The organism is Herbaspirillum sp. C7C8 (genome assembly GCF_022627875.1).
Lineage (GTDB): Bacteria > Pseudomonadota > Gammaproteobacteria > Burkholderiales > Burkholderiaceae_D > Herbaspirillum.
Genome location: NZ_JABXGG010000011.1, coordinates 67,249 through 90,793, shown reverse-complemented (window position 1 = coordinate 90,793; position 23,545 = coordinate 67,249). Strand labels below are relative to the sequence as shown.

21 protein-coding genes are annotated in these 23,545 nt (G+C 62.6%); 10 read left to right on the top strand and 11 right to left on the bottom strand.

Annotated elements, in window-relative coordinates:
• The first annotated feature begins 16 nt into the window (after positions 1–16).
• Positions 17–1,279: a bifunctional 4-carboxymuconolactone decarboxylase/3-oxoadipate enol-lactonase PcaCD gene (pcaCD, locus tag HWE01_RS14305; RefSeq protein ID WP_008332174.1), complete on the top strand. Its 1,263-nt coding sequence runs from the start codon at positions 17–19 to the stop codon at positions 1,277–1,279.
• Between the two features lie 852 nt (positions 1,280–2,131).
• Here the strand turns inward: pcaCD and HWE01_RS14300 are convergent.
• From HWE01_RS14300 to HWE01_RS14290, 3 genes are read right to left on the bottom strand one after another with little or no spacing between them, the layout of a single operon-like run.
• A complete protein-coding gene (locus HWE01_RS14300; protein ID WP_502798443.1) occupies positions 2,132–3,319 on the bottom strand; it encodes an ABC transporter substrate-binding protein in 1,188 nt (395 codons plus the stop codon).
• A gap of 56 nt (positions 3,320–3,375) precedes the next feature.
• Positions 3,376–4,332: a PDR/VanB family oxidoreductase gene (locus tag HWE01_RS14295; protein ID WP_241822194.1), complete on the bottom strand. Its 957-nt coding sequence runs from the start codon at positions 4,330–4,332 to the stop codon at positions 3,376–3,378.
• Between the two features lie 9 nt (positions 4,333–4,341).
• Complete coding sequence (locus HWE01_RS14290; RefSeq protein ID WP_241822158.1) at positions 4,342–5,391, bottom strand: aromatic ring-hydroxylating dioxygenase subunit alpha; 1,050 nt, start codon at positions 5,389–5,391, stop codon at positions 4,342–4,344.
• A 327-nt stretch (positions 5,392–5,718) separates the two neighbouring features.
• On the opposite strand from HWE01_RS14290, the gene HWE01_RS14285 reads away from it, so the two are divergent.
• Entirely contained in the window at positions 5,719–6,228 is a 510-nt protein-coding gene (locus HWE01_RS14285; protein WP_175344771.1) for a MarR family winged helix-turn-helix transcriptional regulator, read from the top strand.
• Between the two features lie 3 nt (positions 6,229–6,231).
• Here HWE01_RS14285 and HWE01_RS14280 read toward each other — a convergent pair whose 3' ends face one another.
• The 7 genes from HWE01_RS14280 to HWE01_RS14250 form a co-directional block, all read right to left on the bottom strand.
• The gene (locus tag HWE01_RS14280; RefSeq protein ID WP_008332179.1) at positions 6,232–6,933 is read right to left on the bottom strand and encodes an ABC transporter ATP-binding protein; all 702 of its coding nucleotides are present in this window, start codon (positions 6,931–6,933) and stop codon (positions 6,232–6,234) included.
• A complete protein-coding gene (locus tag HWE01_RS14275) occupies positions 6,926–7,693 on the bottom strand; it encodes an ABC transporter ATP-binding protein (RefSeq protein WP_008332180.1) in 768 nt (255 codons plus the stop codon). Before HWE01_RS14275 ends, HWE01_RS14280 begins: the two co-directional genes overlap by 8 nt.
• On the bottom strand, positions 7,690–8,697 hold the full coding sequence (locus tag HWE01_RS14270) for a branched-chain amino acid ABC transporter permease (RefSeq protein WP_008332182.1): 1,008 nt from the start codon (positions 8,695–8,697) through the stop codon (positions 7,690–7,692). Before HWE01_RS14270 ends, HWE01_RS14275 begins: the two co-directional genes overlap by 4 nt.
• A complete protein-coding gene (locus tag HWE01_RS14265; RefSeq protein WP_008332196.1) occupies positions 8,694–9,560 on the bottom strand; it encodes a branched-chain amino acid ABC transporter permease in 867 nt (288 codons plus the stop codon). Before HWE01_RS14265 ends, HWE01_RS14270 begins: the two co-directional genes overlap by 4 nt.
• Before the next feature lie 213 nt (positions 9,561–9,773).
• Positions 9,774–10,976 (bottom strand): 3-oxoadipyl-CoA thiolase, encoded by a 1,203-nt coding sequence (gene pcaF / locus HWE01_RS14260; RefSeq protein WP_241822157.1) that lies wholly within the window; start codon positions 10,974–10,976, stop codon positions 9,774–9,776.
• A gap of 39 nt (positions 10,977–11,015) precedes the next feature.
• Positions 11,016–11,657 carry a CoA transferase subunit B gene (locus HWE01_RS14255; RefSeq protein WP_008332199.1) on the bottom strand — a complete coding sequence of 214 codons (642 nt, stop codon included), beginning with the start codon at positions 11,655–11,657 and terminating at the stop codon, positions 11,016–11,018.
• The gene (locus HWE01_RS14250) at positions 11,654–12,328 is read right to left on the bottom strand and encodes a 3-oxoacid CoA-transferase subunit A (protein ID WP_008332201.1); all 675 of its coding nucleotides are present in this window, start codon (positions 12,326–12,328) and stop codon (positions 11,654–11,656) included. Before HWE01_RS14250 ends, HWE01_RS14255 begins: the two co-directional genes overlap by 4 nt.
• A gap of 360 nt (positions 12,329–12,688) precedes the next feature.
• Here HWE01_RS14250 and HWE01_RS14245 point away from each other — a divergent pair, with 360 nt between their 5' ends.
• A complete protein-coding gene (locus HWE01_RS14245; RefSeq protein ID WP_241822156.1) occupies positions 12,689–13,630 on the top strand; it encodes an IclR family transcriptional regulator domain-containing protein in 942 nt (313 codons plus the stop codon).
• Positions 13,631–13,788: 158 nt separating this feature from the next.
• Here the strand turns inward: HWE01_RS14245 and HWE01_RS14240 are convergent, their stop codons facing one another.
• Complete coding sequence (locus HWE01_RS14240; RefSeq protein ID WP_034351027.1) at positions 13,789–14,904, bottom strand: porin; 1,116 nt, start codon at positions 14,902–14,904, stop codon at positions 13,789–13,791.
• 554 nt (positions 14,905–15,458) lie between these two features.
• On the opposite strand from HWE01_RS14240, the gene HWE01_RS14235 reads away from it, so the two are divergent.
• The 7 genes from HWE01_RS14235 (at position 15,459) to HWE01_RS14205 (ending at position 23,463) form a co-directional block, all read left to right on the top strand.
• A complete protein-coding gene (locus HWE01_RS14235) occupies positions 15,459–16,634 on the top strand; it encodes an ABC transporter substrate-binding protein (RefSeq protein WP_008332209.1) in 1,176 nt (391 codons plus the stop codon).
• Positions 16,635–16,938: 304 nt separating this feature from the next.
• The gene (locus tag HWE01_RS14230; RefSeq protein ID WP_008332210.1) at positions 16,939–17,718 is read left to right on the top strand and encodes a crotonase/enoyl-CoA hydratase family protein; all 780 of its coding nucleotides are present in this window, start codon (positions 16,939–16,941) and stop codon (positions 17,716–17,718) included.
• Between the two features lie 157 nt (positions 17,719–17,875).
• Positions 17,876–19,738: a feruloyl-CoA synthase gene (locus HWE01_RS14225; RefSeq protein WP_008332212.1), complete on the top strand. Its 1,863-nt coding sequence runs from the start codon at positions 17,876–17,878 to the stop codon at positions 19,736–19,738.
• A gap of 13 nt (positions 19,739–19,751) precedes the next feature.
• On the top strand, positions 19,752–21,005 hold the full coding sequence (locus tag HWE01_RS14220) for a thiolase family protein (RefSeq protein ID WP_241822155.1): 1,254 nt from the start codon (positions 19,752–19,754) through the stop codon (positions 21,003–21,005).
• A gap of 27 nt (positions 21,006–21,032) precedes the next feature.
• The gene (locus tag HWE01_RS14215; protein ID WP_008332214.1) at positions 21,033–21,797 is read left to right on the top strand and encodes an SDR family NAD(P)-dependent oxidoreductase; all 765 of its coding nucleotides are present in this window, start codon (positions 21,033–21,035) and stop codon (positions 21,795–21,797) included.
• Positions 21,798–21,813: 16 nt separating this feature from the next.
• Positions 21,814–22,233, top strand: coding sequence for an acyl-CoA thioesterase (locus tag HWE01_RS14210; protein ID WP_008332216.1), 420 nt, complete (start codon positions 21,814–21,816; stop codon positions 22,231–22,233).
• 84 nt (positions 22,234–22,317) lie between these two features.
• Positions 22,318–23,463 carry an ABC transporter substrate-binding protein gene (locus tag HWE01_RS14205; protein WP_175344778.1) on the top strand — a complete coding sequence of 382 codons (1,146 nt, stop codon included), beginning with the start codon at positions 22,318–22,320 and terminating at the stop codon, positions 23,461–23,463.
• The last annotated feature ends 82 nt before the right edge of the window (positions 23,464–23,545 follow it).

Here is a 23,545-nt window from a genome sequence, read left to right as displayed (position 1 = left end):
ACAAAGAGAGCACCACATGAGCTACGATCCGCTGGACCATGATTTCGAGCGCGGCATGCGCAATCGCCGCAGTGTATTGGGCGACCAATGGGTTGACCGTTCGGTGGCCAATGCCACCAATTTCAACGCCGACTTTCAGAACCTGATCACGCGTTTTGCGTGGAACGAGATCTGGGGTCGTCCCGGGCTGGACCACAAGACACGCCGCATCATCGTGCTGGCCATCACCATTGCGCTGGGGCGCTGGGAAGAATTCGAACTGCACGTACGCGCCGGGCTGACCGGTGATGCGACCACGCGGCTCAGCCCGGACGAGATGAAGGAAGTCATGATCCAGGCGGCGGTCTATGCGGGTGTGCCGGCGGGCAATACGGCTTTCACGCATGCGCAGAAAATCCTGCGTGAAGTGGGTGAGCAGATCGGTTATGCCGTGGTACCGCAGGCGCCGGCCGGCAGCGTGCATCCGGGTGTGGGGCACGAGGGCCGCACCGTTTCGTCACCGGCCTTGCATTACACCTTGCGCGAACCCCGCAATGGCAAGGCGCCGCGTCATACAGTGGTGCTCTCGCATGCGCTGGGTACCGACCTGATGATGTGGGACGGGCTGGCCAATCTGCTGGCGGCCGATTGTCGGGTGATTGCTTACGATCATCGTGGGCATGGCAGTTCGGAGAAGATCGATGGGCTCTACAGCATGGCGGATCTGGCCGATGATGCGGCCCGTTTGTTGCGCGAGCTGGATACAGGGCCGGTGGTGTGGGTCGGTTTGTCCATGGGCGGCATGGTCGGGCAGGAGCTGGCCTTGCGGCATCCGGGGCTGGTGCGATCGCTGGTGTTGGCCAATACCACGTCTGCCTATCCTGAGGCGGCGCGCGAGGTTTGGCAGCAGCGGATTGCTACCGTGCGGGCTCAAGGGATCGAAGTGATTGCCGATGCGGTCATGGGGCGGTATTTCCACGAGGGCTTCCGTGCTGCACAAGCGGCCACTGTTGCGCGCTATCGGCATCGGCTGGTCACCACCGATGCGGTGGGGTATGTGGGGTGCTGTCATGCTGTCGGGACTGTCGATACGTCTTCCCGGTTGGGGGCCATTCACGTGCCTGCCCTCGTGATTGCGGGGGAACTGGATCAGGGGACACCGGTGGCCATGGCGCAGGCGCTGGTGGATGGGATTGCTGGTGCACGGCTGGAGGTCATTACAGAAGCCTCGCATGTCAGTGCTGTTGAGCAGCCGGCTGTGTTTGCTGAATTGGTTTGTGGGTTTATTGATGGGCTTTGATGCGGTTTTGCTGTTTTTCTGTTTTGCTGTTTTGATGATTTACGGTTTTGGGTAGTCTGCACGGGCTGCTTTCCTGCGCTCTAGCTTAATGCTTATCTTTCTCCGGTCGGGAGAACGCGCCGGGGGCGGCCCGGCAGCCGCTCACTTTTCTTGTCTCGCCAAGAAAAGTAAGCAAAAGAAGGCGACCGCAACTGCACCGCCCTCCTTCGGAGGGTCCCCGCTTCAGAAGCCAACAAAACGGGAAAAATAGAGTCGCTTCGCTCCGACTATTTTTCTGATCCGTTTTGTTGGCTTCTGAACCGGCGGCGCAGATGCGGACGACCTAAACGCCTCGCCTTCGGCATCGTGAGGCACACCACTCGCCTTCGGCTTTGCGTTGGCGTTCTTGCGCCTTCGATACGTCGCTGCGCGACTACTCAGGACGAACGGACAGAAATAATTTAATGACTTAAACAATAAAAACCAAAGCAGGACGTTGATCGAAGAAAAAATCGATGCCACAGGCGAGCCAACCCAAAGCCGAAGGCGAGTCGGAGACCGGGCGAGGCCGCAGGCGAGCCCGAGTGGACTCTCCCCATAGAGCCAGCCGCCGCAGCGGAGCGAAAAGTGGATCAGAAGGATAGTCGGAGCGTAGCGACTCTATCCTTCCCACTTTTCGCTTCGCTGCGGCGGGGACCCTCCGAAGGAGGGCTGGCTCTTTGGGGTCGCCTTCTTTTGCTTACTTTTCTTGGCGAGACAAGAAAAGTGAGCGGCTGCCGGGCCGCTCCCGGCGCGTTCTCCCGACCGGAGAAAGATAAGCATTAAGCTAGAGCGCAGGAAAGCAGCCCGTGCAGACTACCCCTCCCAAAAAAATCAAACCCCAGGATCCCGCACCTTCTCCACCTGATCAAACTCCACGTTATAAAACTCAGACCCGCGCAACTCAGCCTTGCGCATATAAACCGTCTGCACGATATCGCGAGTAGCAGGATCGATAGAAACAGGCCCGCGCACACTCTCCCAGCTCATCCCCTTCATGGCAGCCAGCAGTTTTTCTCCATTCGCATCGCCGGAGGTTTTCTTGAGGGATTCATAGAGCAGGTGCATACCATCGTAGGCACCGACAGAATGGAAATTGGCCCGCATCCCCTTGTTAGCCTTGGCCATCGCGTCCACATATTCCTTGTTGGCCGCCGAAGGATGCGCAGCAGAATAATGATGACTGCTCACCACATCCTTGGCGGCCGCACCGATACCCGCCATCAGGTCATCATCGAGCACATCGCCGGTACAGATCAGGCGAATTCCCGCCGCCGCCAATCCCCGCTCGGTGAACTGCTTCAACACGGCAGCTCCTTCACCGGAAGGTACAAAAACGAACAAAGCCTGCGGCCTGGCATCCTTGACCCGCTGCAGGAACGGCGCATAGTCCGGATTGCGCAAAGGCACCCGCACACTCTCCATCACCTTGCCACCGGCTTCAGAGAAAGTCTTCACAAACACCTTCTCTGCATCCAGCCCCGGCCCGTAATCGGAAACAAAGGTCACCACACTCTTGATGCCATTCTTCGCCGCCCAGGACGCCAGTGGCGAGGTCACCTGCGCCAGCGTAAACCCGGTACGCACGATATAGGGTGAACGCTGGACAATGATGGAAGTCGCCGCCGCCGTCACGATCATCGGCACCCTGGCCTGCGTGGCAATGGGTGCAGCCGCCAGCGCCAAGGGCGTCAGCCCGAAGCCCATCAGCACCTGCGCCTTCTCACGCGCCACCAACTCCTGCGCCAGACGCTTGGTCACATCGGGCGAGACCCCGCCGTCATCCTTCAACAAGATCTCCACCTTGCGTCCGGCCACACTGTCACCGAACTTCTGCTGATACAACTTGACCGCCGCCTCGATCTGCCGCCCGGTCGAGGCAAACGGCCCCGACATCGGCACGATCAGCCCCACCTTCAACGTCTCTGCCGCTTGCGCCACCAGCGGCGCACCAACGGCGGCCAATGCCGTCCCGGCCAACATCAGGTGGCGGCGTCGGGTATTGATCATCTCGCTCATCATGTCTCCTCACGTTTTAATTGGTATAAATGATTTACGGCCAGTTGCTTCGTATTACGCTACAAATCCAGCACCAGCAAGGGACTCCGTGCCCGTGAACAACACGGCGTGAACTGGTCATTGGCCGCGCGTTCCTCATCGGTCAGATATTGATCACGATGATCCGGTTCACCCTCCAGCACGCGCGTAAGACAGGTGCCGCAGATCCCCTGCTCGCAGGACACCGGCACATCCACACCGTGCTCGCACAAGACCTGGATCACCGTGCGGTCCTCCGGAATGCGGTAGACCTGCCCGCTGCTGGCCAGCCTGACCTCAAAGCTGCCATTGCCGTCAGCCTGCACCGGCGCCGCACCAAAGTATTCGAAATGGACTTGCGCCTCCGGCCAGCCACGCGCACGGGCAGTCTCCACCACATGCGTGATGAAACCGGCAGGGCCGCAGACGTAAAGATGGGTGGCCGGATCGGCCTGTGACAGCAAGGCATCGAGGTCGAGCTTCTGTGCAACATCACCATCGTCATAGTGATGCACCACGCGCCGAGCGAATCCCGATGCCGCGATGCGCTCGCGAAACGCCTGGCGGGCGGGCGAACGGGCGCAATAGTGCATCTCGAAAGAAGCCCCGCAAGCCGCCAGCGCCTCGGCCATGCACAGAATGGGCGTCACCCCGATACCACCCGCCAGCAGCAGACTGTGCGGCGCCGACACCAACGCGAACTGGTTGCGCGGCACGCCGATGGTGAGCAGGTCGCCCACCTTCAACACCTCATGCACCGCCACGGAACCGCCCCGCGAATGGGCATCACGCAATACACCGATCTGATAGCGATGCTGCTCATGCGGCGCGTTGCACAGCGAATACTGACGCAGCATGCCGCCCGGCAGATGCACATCGATATGTGCCCCCGCAGTAAAGGCCGGCAAGGCACTGCCATCCGGCGACACCAGTTCCAGCCCGATGATGCCGTCGGCTTCCTCACGGCGCGCCGCGATCCTGACCTGCAATGTCGTCATCATCCCCCCTCAGGCTGCAGCAGCCTTGCCGGCATCGGCTTCGCGCGCCAGCCACTTGTCCAGCACCTTGCGCGACTGCACGCCACCGGCATCGATGTTCAGCGCCAGCAGCCGACGCTCCGGATACTTGAGCAGATTGGCCTGCTGCAGCTCCAGCATCGCACGGTCCTCACCGAAGATCTTGCCCTGGCCCTCGCGGATGGTGTCGGTGAGCTCCTTGTCCTCGGGACGGAAGTGGCGCGCCATGCCCCAGAAATACCAGTGCGAAGTCTCGGTCTCGGGCGTGATGAAATCCACCACGATGGACGACGCCTTGTGCTCCGGCGCAGCTTCGTAACCACCCTGCCCGGCATGCGCCACGCCCACTTCGATCATCACGTGACTGGGCGGCGAAAAGCGGCAGATCTGCCAGCGGTCCACCGGGACGTCGTCGGCCAGCCCGTTGCCTCGCAGGGCCATGCGCCAGAACGGCGGCGGCATGATGTTTTCCATGAAGCGACTGGTGATGACCTGCTCACCCTCCACGCGCGTGTTGACCGGGGCTTCATCAATCTCCTTCTGGCCGATGCTGGAGGCGTGCACGTAGGTCTCGTGGGTGAGGTCCATCAGATTGTCGATCATCAGACGGTAGTCGCAGTTGATGTGATACAAACCGCCACCATAGGCCCATTCAGGGTTCTCGGCCCACTCCAGGTGATGGATCTGCGCCGGATCGGCCTGCTCCTTCTCACCCGGCCAGACCCAGATGAAACCGTAGCGCTCCACCACCGGGAAGCTGCGGATACAAGGGAAACCACGCACGCGCTGACCGGGCATGCTGCGGGTGTGGCCGTCACAGCCCATCTCCAGACCGTGATACCCGCAAACCAGCTGTCCATCGCGCACGAAACCCAGAGACAGGGGCGCACCACGATGCGGACAGAAATCCTCGACGGCGGCCACCTTGCCCTCGGCACCACGATAGAACACGATCTTCTCGCCACAGATCTGACGGCCCAGGGGCTTGCTTTCGATTTCGTCGGGGGTACAGGCAACGTACCAGGCATTCTTGGGGAACATGACGGTCTCCTTGGGTAAATTCCTCAACCGGCACCGGCCTCGCGCGGCCAGTGCCCTCCTTGATGGACTGCTCCAACTTGTTCTTTTCCGCAGGTGGCTTGATCCAGATCCTGTCGGGTCTCGCATTTTTCTGATTTAATATTCAGTACACTGAATGTTAGGAAAAGTATCCGCCAATCCGCTGCGCAAGTAAACGCGCCGGCGGACTTTTTTCATTGCGCATCGCATCAATTGATTGAGGGAAAACGTCGCGGACCTTACACTGCCGCATCGCTGCATACTGATTGCAGCTCATCCATTGCCTGACCGAACCTGAGCGAATCCGCCATGCCAGAGACCACACCGCCCAAGGACGAAAGCCAGCTCATCGATCTCTACGAGCACCCCGGCCACCTGTTGCGGCGCGCGCAGCAGATTTCGGTATCGATCTTCCATGATGAAACCGGCGGCATCATTACCCCGGTGCAATACGCCATCCTGCGCATGCTGTCGAATCATCCCGGCATAGACCAGGTGAGCCTGTCGGGGCTGGTCGCCATCGACACCTCCACCGGCGCCACGGTCTGCGCCCGCCTCGAAGAAAAGGGCTTGCTGGTGCGGGAAGTCATTCCGCACAACCGCCGCCAGCGCGCATTGCGCATCACGCAAGCGGGCGAAGCCCTGCTGGAAGAACTGATCCCCGGCCTGCAGCGCCTGCGCAAGCGCATCCTGGCGCCCCTTGATGACGCCGAGCAGGAGCAGTTCATGCGGCTGCTGGACAAGCTGGTGCACGAGAACAATCCACAAAGCCGCGCACCGCTGGCACGCTTGCGCGACCAGGATTGCCAGGAGGACTGAGCCTCAGGCGACCGCTACCAGTCGATCCAATTTTTCGCCATCGTCCAGCAGGCTTTGGCTATCCGAGGCATGCACGATGCGGCCACGATCAAGCACGATGGCCCGTTGCGTCAGCGACAGCGCCATGCGTGCATGCTGCTCCACCACGATCACCGACATCCCTTCGTCGCTGACCAGGCGGCGGATCACCTTCAACAGTTCCTGCACGATGATGGGCGCCAGCCCTTCCATCGGTTCATCCAGCAAGAGGATGCTGGGACTGACCATCAGGGCGCGCGCAATGGCCAGCATCTGCTGCTCGCCACCGGAGAGCTGATTGCCCATGTTGTGGCGGCGCTCATGCAGGCGGGGAAAAATCGAATAAATCTTCTGCAAGTTCCATTTTCCGCCACGCTCCACCACCGTCAGGTGTTCCTCCACCGACAGCGAAGGAAACATGAAACGCTCCTGCGGTACCCAGCCCAGCCCGGCATGCGCGCGCTTGTGGGTCGGCACGCGGGCGATGTTGCTGCCGCGCCAGTGGATGCTGCCGCCATGCAGGCGAGTCAGTCCCATCAGGGTAATCAACAGACTGGTCTTGCCCACGCCATTGCGCCCCAGCAGGGCCAGGCTCTCACCTTCCTGCATGGAGAAGGACACCTCCTCCAGGACGATGGAATCGCCATAACCGGCGCTCACCTTGTCCAGTGCCAGCAGTTCAGGCATGTTCGGCCTCCCCCAGATAGACTTCCTTGACGCGCTGATCCGCCGCAATCTCGGCCGGTGTGCCTTCCACCAGCACCTTGCCGCCGACCAGTACGGTGATGCGTTCGGCAAAGCGGAACACCAGTCCCATATCGTGTTCGATGAAGACGATCGTCACCTCGCGGGGCAGTTGCGCAATCACTTCAAACAATTCGCGGCTTTCCGCCGACGGAATGCCTGCGGCAGGTTCATCCAGCAACAGCACCTTGGGTTGCGTGGCCAGCGCCAGCGCAATTTCCACCAGCCGCTGCTTGCCGTAGGCCAGGCTGCGCGTGATGCTGTTGGCCTCCTGCGCCAGCTTGAGCGACGCCAGCAGTGCCATGGCTTCGTCCACCACGTCGGTCTGACGGGCCACGGTCTGGTACCACTTGTATTGCAGGCCGCGCCTCTCCTGGATCGCCAGCACCACCGACTCCAGTACGGTCAGTCCGGCAAAGAGCGTATTGATCTGGAAGGTACGCGTCATGCCGCGCTTGACGCGCTCGTGCTGGGCCAGCGCGGTAATGTCCTCGCCACCGAACCATACCTTGCCACTGCTGGGTGCAAAGCCACCCGTGAGCAAGTTGATGAAGGTGGTCTTGCCTGCGCCATTGGGGCCGATCAAGGCGTGGCGCGCGCCGGGCGTGAAGGTCAGCGAGATGTCGCTGTTGGCCACGAAGCTGCCCCAGCGCTTGCTCAGCGCTTCGGTGCGCAAGGTGGTATCGGCCGGATGCGAGCTCATGCGCGCCCTCCCTTGAAGAACTTGTCACGCAGCACGGCCAGTCCACCCAACAGACCACCGCGTGCGAAGAGAACGATGACGATCAGCAGCAGGCCGATCCAGAACTGCCAGTAGGCCGGATCGAGTCCGGAGAGGGTGTCCTGCGCCAGCATGTAGACCAGCGCGCCCACCAGTGCACCATAGAGCCGACCGGTGCCGCCCAGCACCAGGATGATGAGCAACTCGGCCGAACGCGGGAAGCCCAGCACATCGAGCCCGACAAACTGCGTGGTCTGGGCCAGCAAGGCACCGGCCACCCCGGCAACCGCAGCGGCGATGGTGAAGATCACCACCAGCCGGCGATTGACGTCGGCCCCGATGGCCGGCATGCGGCGACCTCCTTCGCGGATACCCCGCAAGCCCAGGCCGAAGGGCGAACTCACCAAGCGTCGCAAGACCACGAACAGCAACAACAGCACCGCGAAGCTGTAGCAAAAGGCGACGCGGCCGTTGAGATCGAATTCGAAGACCCCGAAGATCTTGCCCATCACCATGCCGGACAGACCATCCACGCCGCCCGTGATGAAGGCTGCCTTGTTGGCCGCCTCGAAGAGCATCAGTCCGATGCCCAGCGTCACCATGAGGCGGGTGAGGTCCGTCCCGCGCACGACCAGGAAACTCACCAGGAATCCGGCAACGGCTGCCACGATGGCGGCCAGCAGCAGTCCGGTGATAGGCTCGCCCCAGCCATGCACGGCCAGCAGGCCGGCAGTGTAGGCACCGAGGCCGAAGAAAGCCGCATGCCCCAGCGAGACGATGCCGGCATAGCCCAGGATCAGGTCCAGCGAGACGGCGAACAGACCCACAATCATGATCTGGCTGATCAGCACCAGATAATCCGGGAAGAGGAAATAGGCCGCCACCGGCAAGAGCCAGAAGATCAGCTCCAAGGGCGTCCAGCGGTCATTGGGCAGATGCAGTACAGGTTTCGTCGTGGACCGGCTTGTCGTATTCAGGCTGCTCATCCGCGCCTCCGCATCAGGCCGGCCGGGAACAGGATCAGCAACACCACCATCAGGCCGTAGATGACGAAGGCGCCGGTCTCCGGCACGTAGTATTTGCCGGCGACGTCGAACACGCCCAGGAGCAGCGCGGCCAGCAACGGGCCCTTGATGGTGCCGGCACCACCGACGGCCACCACCAGCAGGAAATAGACCATGTACTTGACCGGGAAAGTCGGATCCAGTCCCAGCACGTCGATGCCCAACCCGCCACCGAGTCCGGCCAGGCCCGAACCGAGCGCGAAGGTCAGGCTGAAGACACGGCTGACGTTGATGCCCAGTCCGGCTGCTGCAACCTGGTTATCGACCGCGGCACGAATCTGCGCACCGAAGCGGGTACGCTCGATCAACAGGCCCAGCGCAATGGTCACCAGCACCACCACACCGATGAGGAAGACACGATAGGCACCGACGTCCAGTCCCAGCAGCGAGACCTGACCGCGCAGCCAGTCCGGCAGCACGACCGGTTGCTGGGTCGGCCCCCACTGCCAGGTGGCAGCGGCCACGGCCATGAAGGTCAGGCCGATGGAAAACAGCACCTGATCCAGATGGCTGGCCTTGTAGAGACGACGATAGAGGGAGCGCTCAAGGACCAGTCCCACCGCCGCCGCAGCGATGAAGGCCAGCGGCAGGGTCGCGAGGAAGGGAACGCCGATGCCGTTGAGCAGCGTCACGCAGACATAGCCACCCAGCATGGCAAAGGCACCGTGCGCCAGGTTGATGAAGTTCATCATGCCCATCGTCACCGACAGGCCCACGCTGATGAGAAACAGAAGGCTGCCGTAGGCAATGCCGTCAAAGAGTACGCCGAGGAAGTTGCCTAGCATGGCATACCTCCCTGACCGGAACGGGCGCGCGCAGCAGGACGCGGCGCACAGTCATGATGCAGATACATGATGCGATTTGTCTCCTTCTGTCCTGCGGCTCTTTGATGGGTGACCGCTCGGAAATCAATATGAATTTTTTTCTATTGTGCTGCGCCTGCCTCAACTCATGCTTGATCAATTTTCACGAAGACCCTTGCGATCTTCATGAACTCATCACACGCGCTCGATCACCATCGCGATACCCTGCCCCACGCCGATGCACATGGTGCACAGCGCATAGCGGCCGCCGGTGCGCTCCAGCTGGTACATCGCCGTGGTCACCAGACGCGCACCGCTCATGCCCAGCGGATGGCCCAGCGCAATGGCGCCGCCGTTCGGATTGACGCGCTCATCGTCATCGGCCACGCCCAGCTCGCGCAACACGGCCAGCCCCTGCGAGGCGAAGGCTTCGTTGAGTTCGATCACGTCCATCTGATCGATACTCATGCCCAGTTGCGCCAGCACTTTCTTGCTGGCCGGCGCCGGGCCCATGCCCATGATGCGCGGCGCCACCCCGGCCGTGGCCATGCCGAGGATGCGTGCGCGCGGCTTGAGCTGGTATTTCTCGACAGCGTCAGCACTGGCCAGCAAGAGCGCGCAGGCACCATCGTTGACGCCCGAGGCATTGCCGGCGGTAACGCTACCATCGGGCCTGACCACGCCCTTCAGGCGAGCCAGCGCTTCCATGCTGGTGGCACGGGGATGTTCATCCTGGCTCACGGTGATGGGGTCGCCCTTCTTCTGCGGGATCACCACCGGCACGATTTCCTGAGCCAGGTTGCCATTGGCCTGGGCCGCAGCAGCCTTGGCCTGGCTGCGCACGGCAAACCGGTCCTGGTCTTCGCGGCTGACCTTGAAGTCGACGGCCACATTCTCGGCCGTCTCGGGCATGGCATCGACGCCGTATTTCTGCTTCATCAGCGCATTGACGAAACGCCAGCCGATGGTGGTGTCCTGGATGGCAGCCTGACGCGAGAAGGCACTATCGGCCTTGCCCATCACGAAAGGAGCACGGGTCATCGACTCGACGCCACCGGCGATCATCAGCTGCGTCTCGCCAGACTTGATGGCGCGCGCGGCCGTGCCCAGCGCATCCATGCCGGAGCCGCACAGGCGGTTGATGGTGCTGCCCGGCACTTCCTGCGGCAGACCCGCCAGCAGCAGCGACATGCGCGCCACGTTGCGGTTGTCTTCACCAGCCTGGTTGGCGCAGCCATAGATGACATCATCGACAGCCTTCCAGTCCACCTGCGGGTTGCGCTCCATCAGTGCGCGCAGCGGCACGGCCCCGAGGTCGTCGACACGCACGTCCTTGAGCGCGCCACCGTAGCGGCCGATGGGGGTGCGAATGGCGTCACAGATCAATACGTCTTTCATGTCTTCCTCACAGCGATATCAACGATGGATTGGGCCGGATCAGGCCGCCGGATGCAGCGGTGCGCCTGTCATCTCTTGCAATTGCGCGAACGAAAGACCTTCGACGATCTCGCGCACCTGCAGTCCTTGCGGGGTCACGTCGATGACGGCCAGGTCGGTGTAGATGCGGTTGACGCAAGCGATGCCGGTCAGCGGATAGGAGCAGGCCTCCACCAGCTTGCTCTCGCCGGTCTTGGTCTGGTGGTCCATCATCACGAACACCTGCTTGGCACCGATGGCCAGGTCCATCGCACCGCCCACGGCGGGGATGGCATCGGGCGCGCCGGTGTGCCAGTTGGCCAGGTCACCCTTGGCCGAGACCTGGAAGGCGCCCAGCACACAGATGTCGAGATGACCGCCGCGCATCATCGAGAACGAATCGGCGTGATGAAAATAGGAACCGCCGGTCAGCAGCGTCACCGGCTGCTTGCCGGCATTGATGAGGTCTTCGTCTTCCTCACCGGGGGCCGGGGCCGGGCCCATGCCCAGCACGCCGTTTTCGCTGTGCAAGAAAATTTCCTTGTCAGCCGGCAGATAGTTGGCCACCTTGGTGGGCAGGCCGATGCCCAGGTTCACGTAGGCGCCCTCGGGGATGTCCTGCGCCACGCGGGCGGCGATCTCTTCACGGGTAAAGCGCTTCATTGCTGTGCCTCCTTGGTTTGCACGATCCGTTGCACGAAGATGCCGGGCGTGATGATGTTTTCCGGATCGAGCTGGCCCAGTTCCACCACCTCGGTGACTTGCGCGATGGTGACCTTGGCGGCCATGGCCATGATGGGACCGAAGTTGCGCGCGGTCTTGCGATATACCAGGTTACCCCAGCGGTCGCCGCGCAGCGCCTTGATGAGCGCGAAGTCGGCGTGAATGGGCGACTCCAGCACGTAGTGCTTGCCATCGATGAGACGGGTTTCCTTGCCTTCGGCCAGCATGGTGCCGTAACCGGTCGGACTGAAGAAACCGCCGATGCCGGCACCTGCGGCACGAATGCGCTCGGCCAGGTTGCCTTGCGGGGTCAGTTCCAGCTCGATTTCACCGGCGCGGTAGAGCGCATCGAAGACGTGGGAATCGGTCTGGCGCGGGAAGGAACAGATGATCTTCCTGACGCGCTTGGTCTTGAGCAATGCGGCCAGGCCCGTATCGCCATTGCCGGCATTGTTGTTGACGATGGTCAGGTCGCGCGCGCCCTGGGCGATGAGCGCATCGATCAGGGCCGAGGGCATGCCGGCATTGCCGAAGCCGCCGATCATGATGGTGGCGCCATCATGGATGTCGGCCACCGCCTGCTCCAGGGAGTCAGAAATTTTATTGATCACGTTGCTCTCACTATAGATGCGGCGCCTGCAACTGCGCCGGCTGGATGCCTTGCCACACGTTTGCTTGCGGTGCGACCAGGCGGGTTGGGACTCGTCTCTGCCGGTGTGGACGGGCATGGCGGCGCGGTCAGCTGCGTGACGTTTTTTGCACCGCAATGTTCGATCACCGAACTAATGTTTGATTTTCGCACAAAAAGAGTTTAGCGATCCGGCTTGACGGACGTCAAGAAAAACCAGCAGGATGTGTTCGCTTGCCGCACAAAACGTTAAAATTCCGACGCACTCCTGCACGGCGGCAACGCCGGGCGGCCGCACCGACGATCCGTCCTGACCATCCGACCAGAGAGCCCATTCGCGCCCATGTCCACCGCACCCGCTGCCAAGACCCGCAAAACCGTTGCCAAGAGCGTCCCTGCCACCAAGGACAGCAAGGCACCGAAGTCCGCCCCCGTCGCCAAAGGCCGCGGCAAGGCCAGGCAAGCCGAGGCCTCCGGCGGCGCTGCCGAGACCGAACGCGAGCTGACCATCGCCGAGGAAATCGACGCGCTCACCGATCCCAGCTTCATGACCTCGCTGGCGCGCGGCCTGGCGGTCATCCGCGCCTTCAGTGATTCGCGCCGCAGCCTGACCATCGCCCAGATCAGCCAGAAGACCGGTATCCCGCGTGCTGCCGTACGGCGCTGCCTGCATACCCTGAAGCAACTCGGCTATGCCGATTCGGACGTCAACAACTTCTCGCTGCGACCCAAGATCCTGACGTTGGGATACTCCTATCTGTCTTCCACTCCGCTGACCGTTTCTGCACAGCCCCACCTGAACAACATCAGCCGTACCCTGGGCGAATCCTGCTCGCTGGCGGTGCTCGATGACAATGAAGTGCTCTACGTCGCGCGCTCGGCGACATCGCGCGTGATGTCGGTGGCGCTCAATACCGGCAGCCGCCTGCCGGCCTATTGCACCTCGCTGGGCCGGGCCATGCTGGCACACCTGCCCGATGAGCAGTTGAAAGCCTACTTCGAGAAGGTCAAGCTGCGGGCCCTGACCGACAAGACGGTGGTGTCGCAGAAGCGTCTGCGCGACATCCTGGCCGGCGTGCGCGAACAGGGTTACGCGGTCATCGATGAAGAACTCGAGGTTGGCCTGCGTTCGATTGCCGTCCCGGTGCGCGGGGCCTCCGGCAACGTACTGGCGGCACTGAACGTGGGGGCACAGGCCGCGCGCGTCTCGGTCGCACAGATGGAAGAGGAAATCCTGCCGGTGCTGCTGCGTGGCGCACAGGAATTGTCGGTGCTGTTGCCATAAAAAACAGGTCCGCACTCCCCGATTCGGGGAGGCGGACCGAAGACAAAAACAGACCCTGCCTTTGCCATGCTGCGGATGTCGGCGCACCCTTCGCAACTGCAGGTACGCCATCCTCCTCAAGACTGCTTGCCGCTATTAGCCACTGTTTGCCGCCACCATCAGAAGGTGTGACGGATGCCTGTCATCACGCCCAACTGGTTCTTGCCCGCGCCCACCGAGCCACCGGCATCGACGGCCACGGCAGCGGTACCGCCGTTCTTGATGTAACCTAGCGAGGTATAGAGGGCGGTGCGCTTGGACAGGTTGTAGGTCAGGCGCGCCACCGACAGGGTGACATCGTTGGGGCTGTTCTTGACGGCCAGGCGCGAGAGCTGCGCATCCAGCACCAGGGTGGTGGTCAGCGGATAGCTCACGCCCAGGTAGTAGAGATCGGAATCGGTATTGGTATTGGCCGCTGCACGGGTGCGGCGATCCACCACACCGCCGCCGACCTTGACGTCACCGAGCATGAAGTATCCGTTCAGGGTGATGCGCTGATCGCTGTTGCTGCTGCTGGTCAGGCCGCCGGAGGCGCCGGTGTTGCCATAGAGGATGTCGTAGGATGAGGTCATCCCCCAGCCCTTGCCGTCATAGCCCAGCAGACCCGTGACCTGGCGGCAGGCCTTGCTGTTGCCGGCCACCTCGCCCGGACAGTTGGTAGCGGCAGGACCGCCGGTGGCCGATGCGTCGCGACCGAAGCTGTAGGTCGCACCGACGGTAAAGCCGCTGAAGCTGCCGAGGTAACCGATGGCGTTGTCGCTGCGGGCATTGGGCAGATAGGAATCAATGCTGCCGATGGCGAAGATGTTGGGACCCATCACGTCCGTCTTGAGCTGCGAGATATAGGTCATGTTGATCTGCCGACCCAGCATGACCTGACCCCAGCCCCCCTTGAGCCCCACATACGACTGGCGACCGAAGATGCGGTTGCCCTGGCCCATGGCACCGGTATCGGGTGCGAAGCCGCTTTCCAGCACGAACATCGCCTGCAGTCCGCCGCCCAGGTCTTCGGTACCGCGGAAACCGATGCGCGAAGGGAAGCTGCCCGTCAGCGATGGCATCTTGAAGACCGAATTGCCATTGGCGTTGGCATTGGTGGTATAGACCACGCCGGTATCGATGATCCCGTAAATCGTTACCGAACTCTGTGCCATGGCCGAGCCGGATACACCTGCAGTCATCGCACATGCGGCAGCGGCCAGAGCCACTGCACGCAGGGTGATTTTTCTTGTCATTGCCATCTCCTCCTGATTTCATTGAATGGTGAATGGCCGGTCCGCTGCCGGCGCGCACCCTCCTCCAGGCACACGCCAACGATTCGCTGCTCGCCGGCCAGGTGACTTCCAGTGATGTCAGTCCCTGGTGTTTACTGCGACTACCTGTTGCGAATTGCTGCTGCCGCCCGGCAATGATCCGGAGCGTGGACGCAAAACCGCCCCCTGCCCCCATGGTCAGTGCCATCGGCATGCTTGCTGCAAGGACGCCTGCGGCGTCCATTCAAGAATGCGAGTTGTTCGATGCCGCCAGGCGGGCATCGCAGAAAGAAGCGTCTCTTTGCTTATTTTTTATAACTTTTATTCTCCGTTCGGTAGCCGCACATCAGTTTGTTTACCGAACGGATGGTGCGATACTATTGTCGGCACCTCCGCTTTGTCAACAAGGCGAGCCAAGGAAGGGAAAGCGATACGTCGTCCGTCTGCAACAGTCGGACCGGCGATGCGACAATGAGGACGGCAGCAGAACCGCCCGCACATCGCCACTCATCACAATCACAAAGGAGACTGAAAAAATGAGGTTCAAGAAACTTGCAATGCTGGCCGTCATGGCCGCCGCCAGCACCGCGCTGGCATCGCTGGCGCAGGCCCAGGAAACCATCAAGGTCGGACTGATCGCCGCCTTCTCCGGTCCCTTCGCCGACTACGGCAAGCAGATGGAAGGCGGCATCAGAGCCTACATGGCGCAGCATGGCGACCAGGTCGCAGGCAAGAAGATCCAGATCATCATCAAGGACACCACCGGCCCTTCGCCCGAGATCGCCAAGCGCCTGGCGCAGGAACTGGTGGTGCGCGACAAGGTGGACTTCCTGGCCGGATTCGGTCTCACGCCGGAGGCCCTGGCGGTGGCGCCCATTGCCGAGCAGGCCAAGAAACCGATGATCATCATGAACGCGGCCACCTCCATCATCACCACCAAATCCAACTACATCACACGCTTTTCGATGACCCTGCCGCAGGTCTCGGGCCCCATGGCCACCTGGGCGTTGAAGAACGGCATCAAGCGCGTGGTCACGCTGGTGGCCGATTACGGGCCGGGCATCGATGCCGAGACCGCGTTCAAGACGAATCTGCTGGGCGGCGGTGGCCAGGTGGTCGAATCGATTCGCGTGCCGCTGCGCAATCCGGAATTCGCGCCCTACATCCAGCGCATCAAGGATGCCAAACCGGAGGCAGTCTTCATCTTCGTCCCGGCCGGGGAACAGGGCATCGCCTTCATGAAGGGCTATCGTGAACGCGGCCTGGCCGAAGCCGGCATCAAGGTCATCGCCACCGGCGACCTGACCGACGACCACGTACTGCCCGCCATGGGCGATAGCACCCTGGGCGTGATCACCACCTTCCATTATTCGGCCGCACATGATTCACCCGAGAACAAGGCTTTCCTCAAGAGCTTTGCGGCGGCCAACCCCGGTGCGGGCCGCCCCAACTTCATGGCCGTGGCCGCCTATGACGGCATGAACGCCATCTACGAGGTCAGCAGGAAACTCAACGGCAAGATCGACGGCGACCGTGCCATGGCCATCCTCAAGACCATGAAGTTCACCAGCCCGCGCGGCCCCATCGCCATCGATCCGGCCACGCGCGATATCGTGCAGACCGTCTACGTGCGCAAGGTCGAGAAAGTCGGCAACGAACTCTACAACGTCGAATTCGACAAGTTCGAGAACATGAAGGACACCGGCAAATAAACGCCTGTCCGTGCTTCGAGGAAACGCCGGTGATGCAGTGCACACCGGCGTTTTTCTTTGCCCCTCCAGCAAGCACGCTGCCTGGCGGCATCCCGGTCATGAGCACCTCATGATTGCGACGCGGCGCAGCAATTCCATGCCGCATGATGCCTTCATTTTTCGTTCGTTAATCGCCCGCTTTTACGTTGTTCGCACAAGGCGACACGCTGATGGGACTTGCGTTTACCTCCACTTTACTTATACTGAATAACCGTTATAACTTATAACTAATTCAAACGCCGACCACGGCATGACCAGAGACAGCATGAACCAGCACAGCGACCTCCTCGACATCCAAGTTCACGGCGCCATCGCCGAGATCGCGCTCAACCGCGCCGCCAAACGCAACGCCCTCAACGATCCGCTGGTGCGTGCCATCCGCGACTGTTTCCAGGATCTGCCGGAGGGCGTGAAGGTGGCCATCATCCACGGCATCGGTGAACACTTCTGCGCCGGCCTGGACCTGTCCGAACTGCGCGAACGCGACACCACCGAATCCCTGCATCACTCGCGCATGTGGCATGCGGCCTTCGAGCAGATCGCCTTTGGCCGGGTCCCCGTGATCGCGGTGCTGCATGGCGCGGTCATTGGTGGCGGACTGGAACTGGCATCGGCGGCGCACATCCGCGTGGCCGAACCGAGCGCCTTCTACGGTCTGCCGGAAGGACAGCGTGGTCTGTTCGTCGGTGGTGGCGGCTCGGTGCGCATCTCGCGCCTGATCGGCGTGGCGCGCATGGCCGACATGATGCTCACCGGCCGCGTGCTGACCGCCGAGGAGGGCCACCAGGCCGGTATCTCGCAATACAGCGTGGCCGCCGGCGCCGGACTGGACAAGGCGCGTGAGCTGGCCGAACGCATCGCCCGCAATGCACCGATGACCAACTACGGGATCATGCACGTGCTGCCGCGCATCCATGATCAGTCCATCCAGGACGGCCTGATGACGGAGTCGCTCATGGCCGCCGTCGCTGGCAGCGATCCTGATACCAAGGGACGTCTGGCGGCCTTTCTCGATCACAAGCAGAACAAGGTCAAGCCGACCTGATACCCGCAGCACGATCCGCAGCACGACCGGCGGTAACAACGGCAACCAGTGCCGGCATAGAGCCACACCAGCGGCCAGCAAGTCAGTAATACAGCGCACGACCACAACAACACACCCGCCCGGCCACGACCGCACGGGTGACACAACAGAGACATGTATGAACACTCCACCTCGCTATCGCAGCTTCAGGTTCGGCATCGGCGGCGTTGACGTCGTGCCGGGCGCCAACGGCATCGCCCTGGTCAAGACCCGTCAGCCGCTGGAAGCCTATCCGGCGCGTCTGACCGACAGACTGATCCACTGGGCCACGGTCGATCCGGACCGCACCTACATGGCACGCCGCGACAAAGATGGCCAATGGCGCCGCATCAGTTACGGGCAGGCGCTGCAAAGCGCACGACGTATCGGCCAGGCACTGCTGCAACGCGGCCTGTCGGCCGAACGGCCGCTGCTGATCCTGTCCGAAAACGACCTCGAACACGCCATGCTGGTGCTGGGTTGCCACTATGCGGGCGTCCCCTATGCGCCGGTGTCTTCGGCCTATTCGCTGCTGTCCAGGGATTACGCCAAGCTGCGCCACGCGGTGCAGTTGCTCACCCCCGGCCTGATCTTCGCATCACATGGCGAGAAGTTCGCCGCCGCCGTCAATGCGGTGGCCCCCGATATCGAATTCGTGGTGACCGAGGCGCCGCCTGCCGGTCGCCAATGCACGCTGTATGCGGAACTGGAAGCCACCCGTGCCGGTGATGAGGTCGAGCGCGCCTATGCCGCCACCGGTCCGGACACCATCGTCAAGTTCCTCTTCACCTCGGGCTCGACCAAGATGCCCAAGGCGGTCATCAATACCCAGCGCATGATGTGCAGCAACCTGCAGATGATCGTACAGACCTTCCCCTTCCTGGCCGAAGAGCCGCCCATCCTGATCGACTGGCTGCCCTGGAACCACACCTTCGGCGCCAATCACAACGTAGGCATCGTGCTCTACAACGGCGGCACCATGTACATCGACGAAGGCAAGCCTACGCCGCAGGGCCTGGCCACCACCCTGGCCAACCTGCATGAAATCTCTCCGACCGTGTATTTCAACGTGCCGGTCGGTTGGGAAGGCATCGCCCACGCTCTGGAGAAGGACCAGGTCCTGCGCGAAAAATTCTACAGTCGCCTGCGCATGCAGTTCTACGCCGGTGCCGCGCTGGCACAACCCGTGTGGGACAAGCTGCACGCCACGGCAGAAGCCACCTGCGGCGAACGCATCGTGATGTGCTGCGGCCTGGGCATGACCGAGACCTCCCCGTCCGCACTCTTCGTGGCGGACCTGGAAGTGCAGGCCGGACAGATCGGCATCCCCACTCCGGGCATGGAAATCAAGCTGGTTCCCAATGGCGACAAGATCGAGATCCGCTATCGCGGCCCCAACGTCACGCCCGGTTACTGGCGCGCCCCGGAGCAAACCGCCGAAGCCTTCGATGAAGAGGCTTACTTCCGCTCGGGCGATGCGGTGCGCTGGCTGGACCCGGCCCATCCGGATCGCGGCTTCATGTTCGATGGCCGGGTGGCCGAAGACTTCAAGCTCTATACCGGCACCTGGGTCAGCGTGGGCCCGCTGCGCGCTCTGATCGCACATGAAGGCGCCCCCTACCTGCAGGATGCCGTCATCACCGGTCAGGACCGCAGCGAAGTGGGCATGCTCATCGTCCCCAACATCGAACGCTGCCGCCAGCTGGCGCATCTGCCGGCAGAGGCCTCGCGCGCTGAGGTGCTCAATGCGGCGCCGGTACGCGCCTTCTTCCAGGGCATGCTGGATCGCTTGCAAACCCATGCGACCGGCAGCTCCAACCGGGTCACCCGGGCGCTGGTGCTGATCGATCCGCCCTCGTTTGATCGTGGCGAAATCACCGACAAGGGTTCCATCAACCAACGCGCGGTACTGACCCATCGCGCCGCGCTGGTGGAGGCGCTCTACGCCGGCACCGATCCGGCCGTGCTGAGCGCGCAGGCCGCGCTCTCCCCCGCTCACTGAGAAAGCAACAGACATGGCACAAGCAGCGTTCTATTCCAGCTTCAAGGACATCTGGCTCGTCGGCGGCGTGCGTACGCCCATGGTGGATTACTGCACCAGTTTCAGCCAGCTCTCGCCCACCGACATGGGCATCAAGGTGGCGCGCGAGGTACTGGCCCGCACCGGCATCGCCGCCACCGACATCGGCTCGGTCGTAGCCGGCAACATGGCGCCCGGTGACGCCTACCAGTACATGCTGCCACGTCACATCGGCCTGTATGCAGGGGTGCCGGTGACCACGCCGGCCATCATGGTCCAGCGCATCTGCGGCACCGGTTTTGAACTGATCCGCCAGGCCGGGGACCAGATCGAACGCGGCTATACCGAGACTGCGCTGATCGTGGGCAGCGAATCGATGACGCGCAATCCCATTGCGGCCTTCGGCCATCGCAGCGGCTTCAGGTTGGGCGCGCCGGTGGAATTCCAGGACTACATGTGGGAAGCGCTGGTGGATCCGGCCCCCGGCATCACCATGCCCCAGACCGCCGAAAACCTGGCGAAGATGTATGGCATCACCCGCGCCGAGGTCGATGAATACGCCGCGTATTCCTTCGAACGCGCCCTCAAGGCGCAGGCCGCCGGTTTCCACGCGGGCGAGATCGTGCCGGTGGTCAACGAGACCTTCCGCCTGGATGGCTACAACGACCGTCACATCAAGCTGCAGGGCAAAGTCAGCGAAGCAGCGGCCGATACGCATCCACGCCCCTCGCCGGTGGAAGTGCTGGCCAAGCTGCGCACGCTCTATCCGGATGGCGTACAGACCGGCGGCAACAGCTCGGCACTGGTCGATGCGGCAGCGGCCACCATCGTGGCCTCGGGCGATTACGTCCGGCGCCACGACAAGGCGCCGCTGGCGCGCGTGGTCGCTGCCGCTGTCGCGGGCGTGCCACCGGAGATCATGGGCATCGGCCCGGTGCCGGCCATCCGCACCCTGCTGGAACGCAACGGGCTGACGGTGGCCGACATCGGCTGCTTCGAGATCAACGAGGCGCAAGGCGCGCAGATCGTGGCGGTGGAACGTGAGCTGGGGATCGACCGCGAGCGCCTCAACGTCAACGGCGGCGCCATCGCCCTGGGCCATCCTCTGGCGGCGACCGGGGTGCGCCTGTCGATCACGGCGGCACGCGAGATGAATCGCCGCGGCGCGCGCTACTGCGTGGCCTCGGCCTGCATCGGCGGCGGCCAGGGCATTGCCCTGCTGCTGGAAAACCCGTCGGCCTCCCACTGAACCGTTCATTCGAGAAGGACATTCTTCATGCAGCTGCAAGGACAAGCCGCCCTGGTGACGGGCGGAGCCTCAGGACTCGGTGCCGAGACCGTGCGCCAACTGGTACAGGCAGGCGCCCGCGTCTGCATCCTGGACGTCAACATGGATGCGGCCCGGGCCCTGGCCGATGAACTGCGTTGCCACGCGGTACGCTGCGACATCACCGACAGCGCCTCGGTGGAAGCGGCCCTCGATGCCGCGCAAGAGGCCAACGGGGCAGCGCGCATCCTCATCAACTGCGCCGGCATCGGTGGCGCCAAACGCATGGTCGGCAAGGATGGCAGCCCGATGCCGCTGGAAGACTTCAGCCGCATCGTCAACGTCAACCTGATCGGCACCTTCAACGTGATCCGTCTGGCCGCTGCCCGCATGGCGGCGGCTGAAGCACTGGCCGAGGGCGAGCGCGGCGTGATCGTTGCGACCGCCTCGGTAGCCGCCTTCGACGGTCAGGTTGGACAAGCGGGTTACGCCGCCTCCAAGGGCGGCATCACCGCCATGACCCTGCCACTGGCGCGTGATCTGGCGCAACACGGCATCCGCGTGGTGACCATCGCGCCCGGCCTGTTCCTCACGCCCCTGCTCTACAAGCTGCCGGAAGAGGTACAGCAATCGCTGGCCTCTTCCATCCCCTTCCCCAAGCGTCTGGGCAAGGCGGAGGAATATGCGCAGCTGGCCCTGCATATCGTCACCAATCTTTCGCTCAACGGCGAAGTGATCCGGCTCGATGGCGCGCTGCGCCTGGCGCCGCGTTGAGCATCGAGGAGCATCCATGAGCAAGACCATCATTCATCCGGTGCGCGTGGAATTCGGTGACTGCGATCCGGCCGGCATCGTCTATTTCCCCAACTTCTTCCGCTGGTATGACGCGGCTTCGCGCAACTTCTTTCACGAATGCGGCCTGCCCCCCTGGCGTGATACCGAGAAGACGCGCGGCATCATCGGTACGCCCGTGGTGGACATCAGTTCGCGCTTCGTGCGCCCGGCCACCTATGGCGACCGCATCGAAGTGCATTCCACCATCGTCGAATGGAATGACAAGACCTTCGTGATGAAGCACGAGATCAGACGCGATGGCGAACTGCTGTGCGAAGGACGCGACGTGCGCGTCTTCGCCACTCGCCATCCGGACGATCCGACGCGCATCAAGGCCATTCCCATTCCGGCAGATATCAGGGAGATGTGCAGTTAGGCAATACGGCAGCAAGCGAGACGCGGTAACAAGCCGCATCCGCCCACATCGAGCATTCGAACCAAAAATACAAAGGAGACGGAAATGAACACGAAACTGGCAATCAAGACAGGCGTACTGGCAGCAATGCTGGCCTGTGCAGGGCTGGCCCATGCCGAACTGACCATTGGCGTGGTGATGTCGCTGACCGGTCCCGGCTCGGGTCTGGGCATCCCGGCCAAGAACGGCTTTGCGCTGTGGCCAGAGACCATCGGCGGCGAGAAGGTCAAGATGATCATCCTCGACGACGCCACCGATCCGACCCAAGCCAGCAAGAATGCGCGCCGCCTGGTGGCCGAGGACAAGGTCGACCTGCTGATCGGCTCGGCGGCCGTGCCGCCCACGCTGGCGGTAGCCGACGTGGCGCTGGAATCGCAGACGGTGCAGCTGGCCATCTCGCCTATCGAGACTGCTGAAGGAAAAGACGCCTGGACCTTCCGCCTGCCGCAATCGACGGCTGTCATGGCCGGGGGCGTGGTGGAGCAGATGAAGAAAATGGGCGTCAAGACCATCGGCTTCCTGGGCTACTCGGATTCCTATGGTGAAAACTGGCTCAAGGAAATGCAGCGTCTGGCCACTGCCGCCGGCATGAAGATGGGCACGGTGGAGCGCTTCTCGCGCGCCGACACCAGCGTGACCGCACAAGCCCTGCGGGTGGTCAGCTCCCATCCGGATGCGGTGCTGGTGGTAGCCTCCGGCAGCGGCGCGGCCATGCCGCACAAGGCCCTGATCGAGCGCGGCTACAAGGGCAAGATCTTCCAGACCCATAGCGCCGCCTCGCGCGACCTGATCCGACTGGGCGGCAAGGATGTCGAAGGTTCCTACGTCATCTCCGGGCCGGCCGTGGTGCCCGAGGCGCTGCCGGACAGCAATCCCTCCAAGAAGCTGGCGATGGATTTCGTCACGCGCTACGAGAAGCAGTTCGGCGCCGGTACCCGCAACCTCTTCGCGGCCCATACCTATGACGCGCAGCTGGTGTTGCAGAAGGTCGTGCCGATGGCGTTGAAGAAGGCCAAACCCGGCACCCCTGCCTTCCGCGCCGCCTTGAAGGAAGCGCTGGAGACCGCCGGGCCGATTCAGATCTCGCAGGGTACGCTGAACTATTCGCCCAAGGATCACTTCGGCCTGGGGGATGATGCGCGCATCATGCTGACCATCCAGAACGGCAACTGGAAGGCGGTCAATCCGTAATCCGCACTGCCCTGCCGTCGCGGCGGCGCAAGGACTCCAGCTTGCGCCGTCACCTTCCTGCCTGATGTCTTTCGCTCCACAT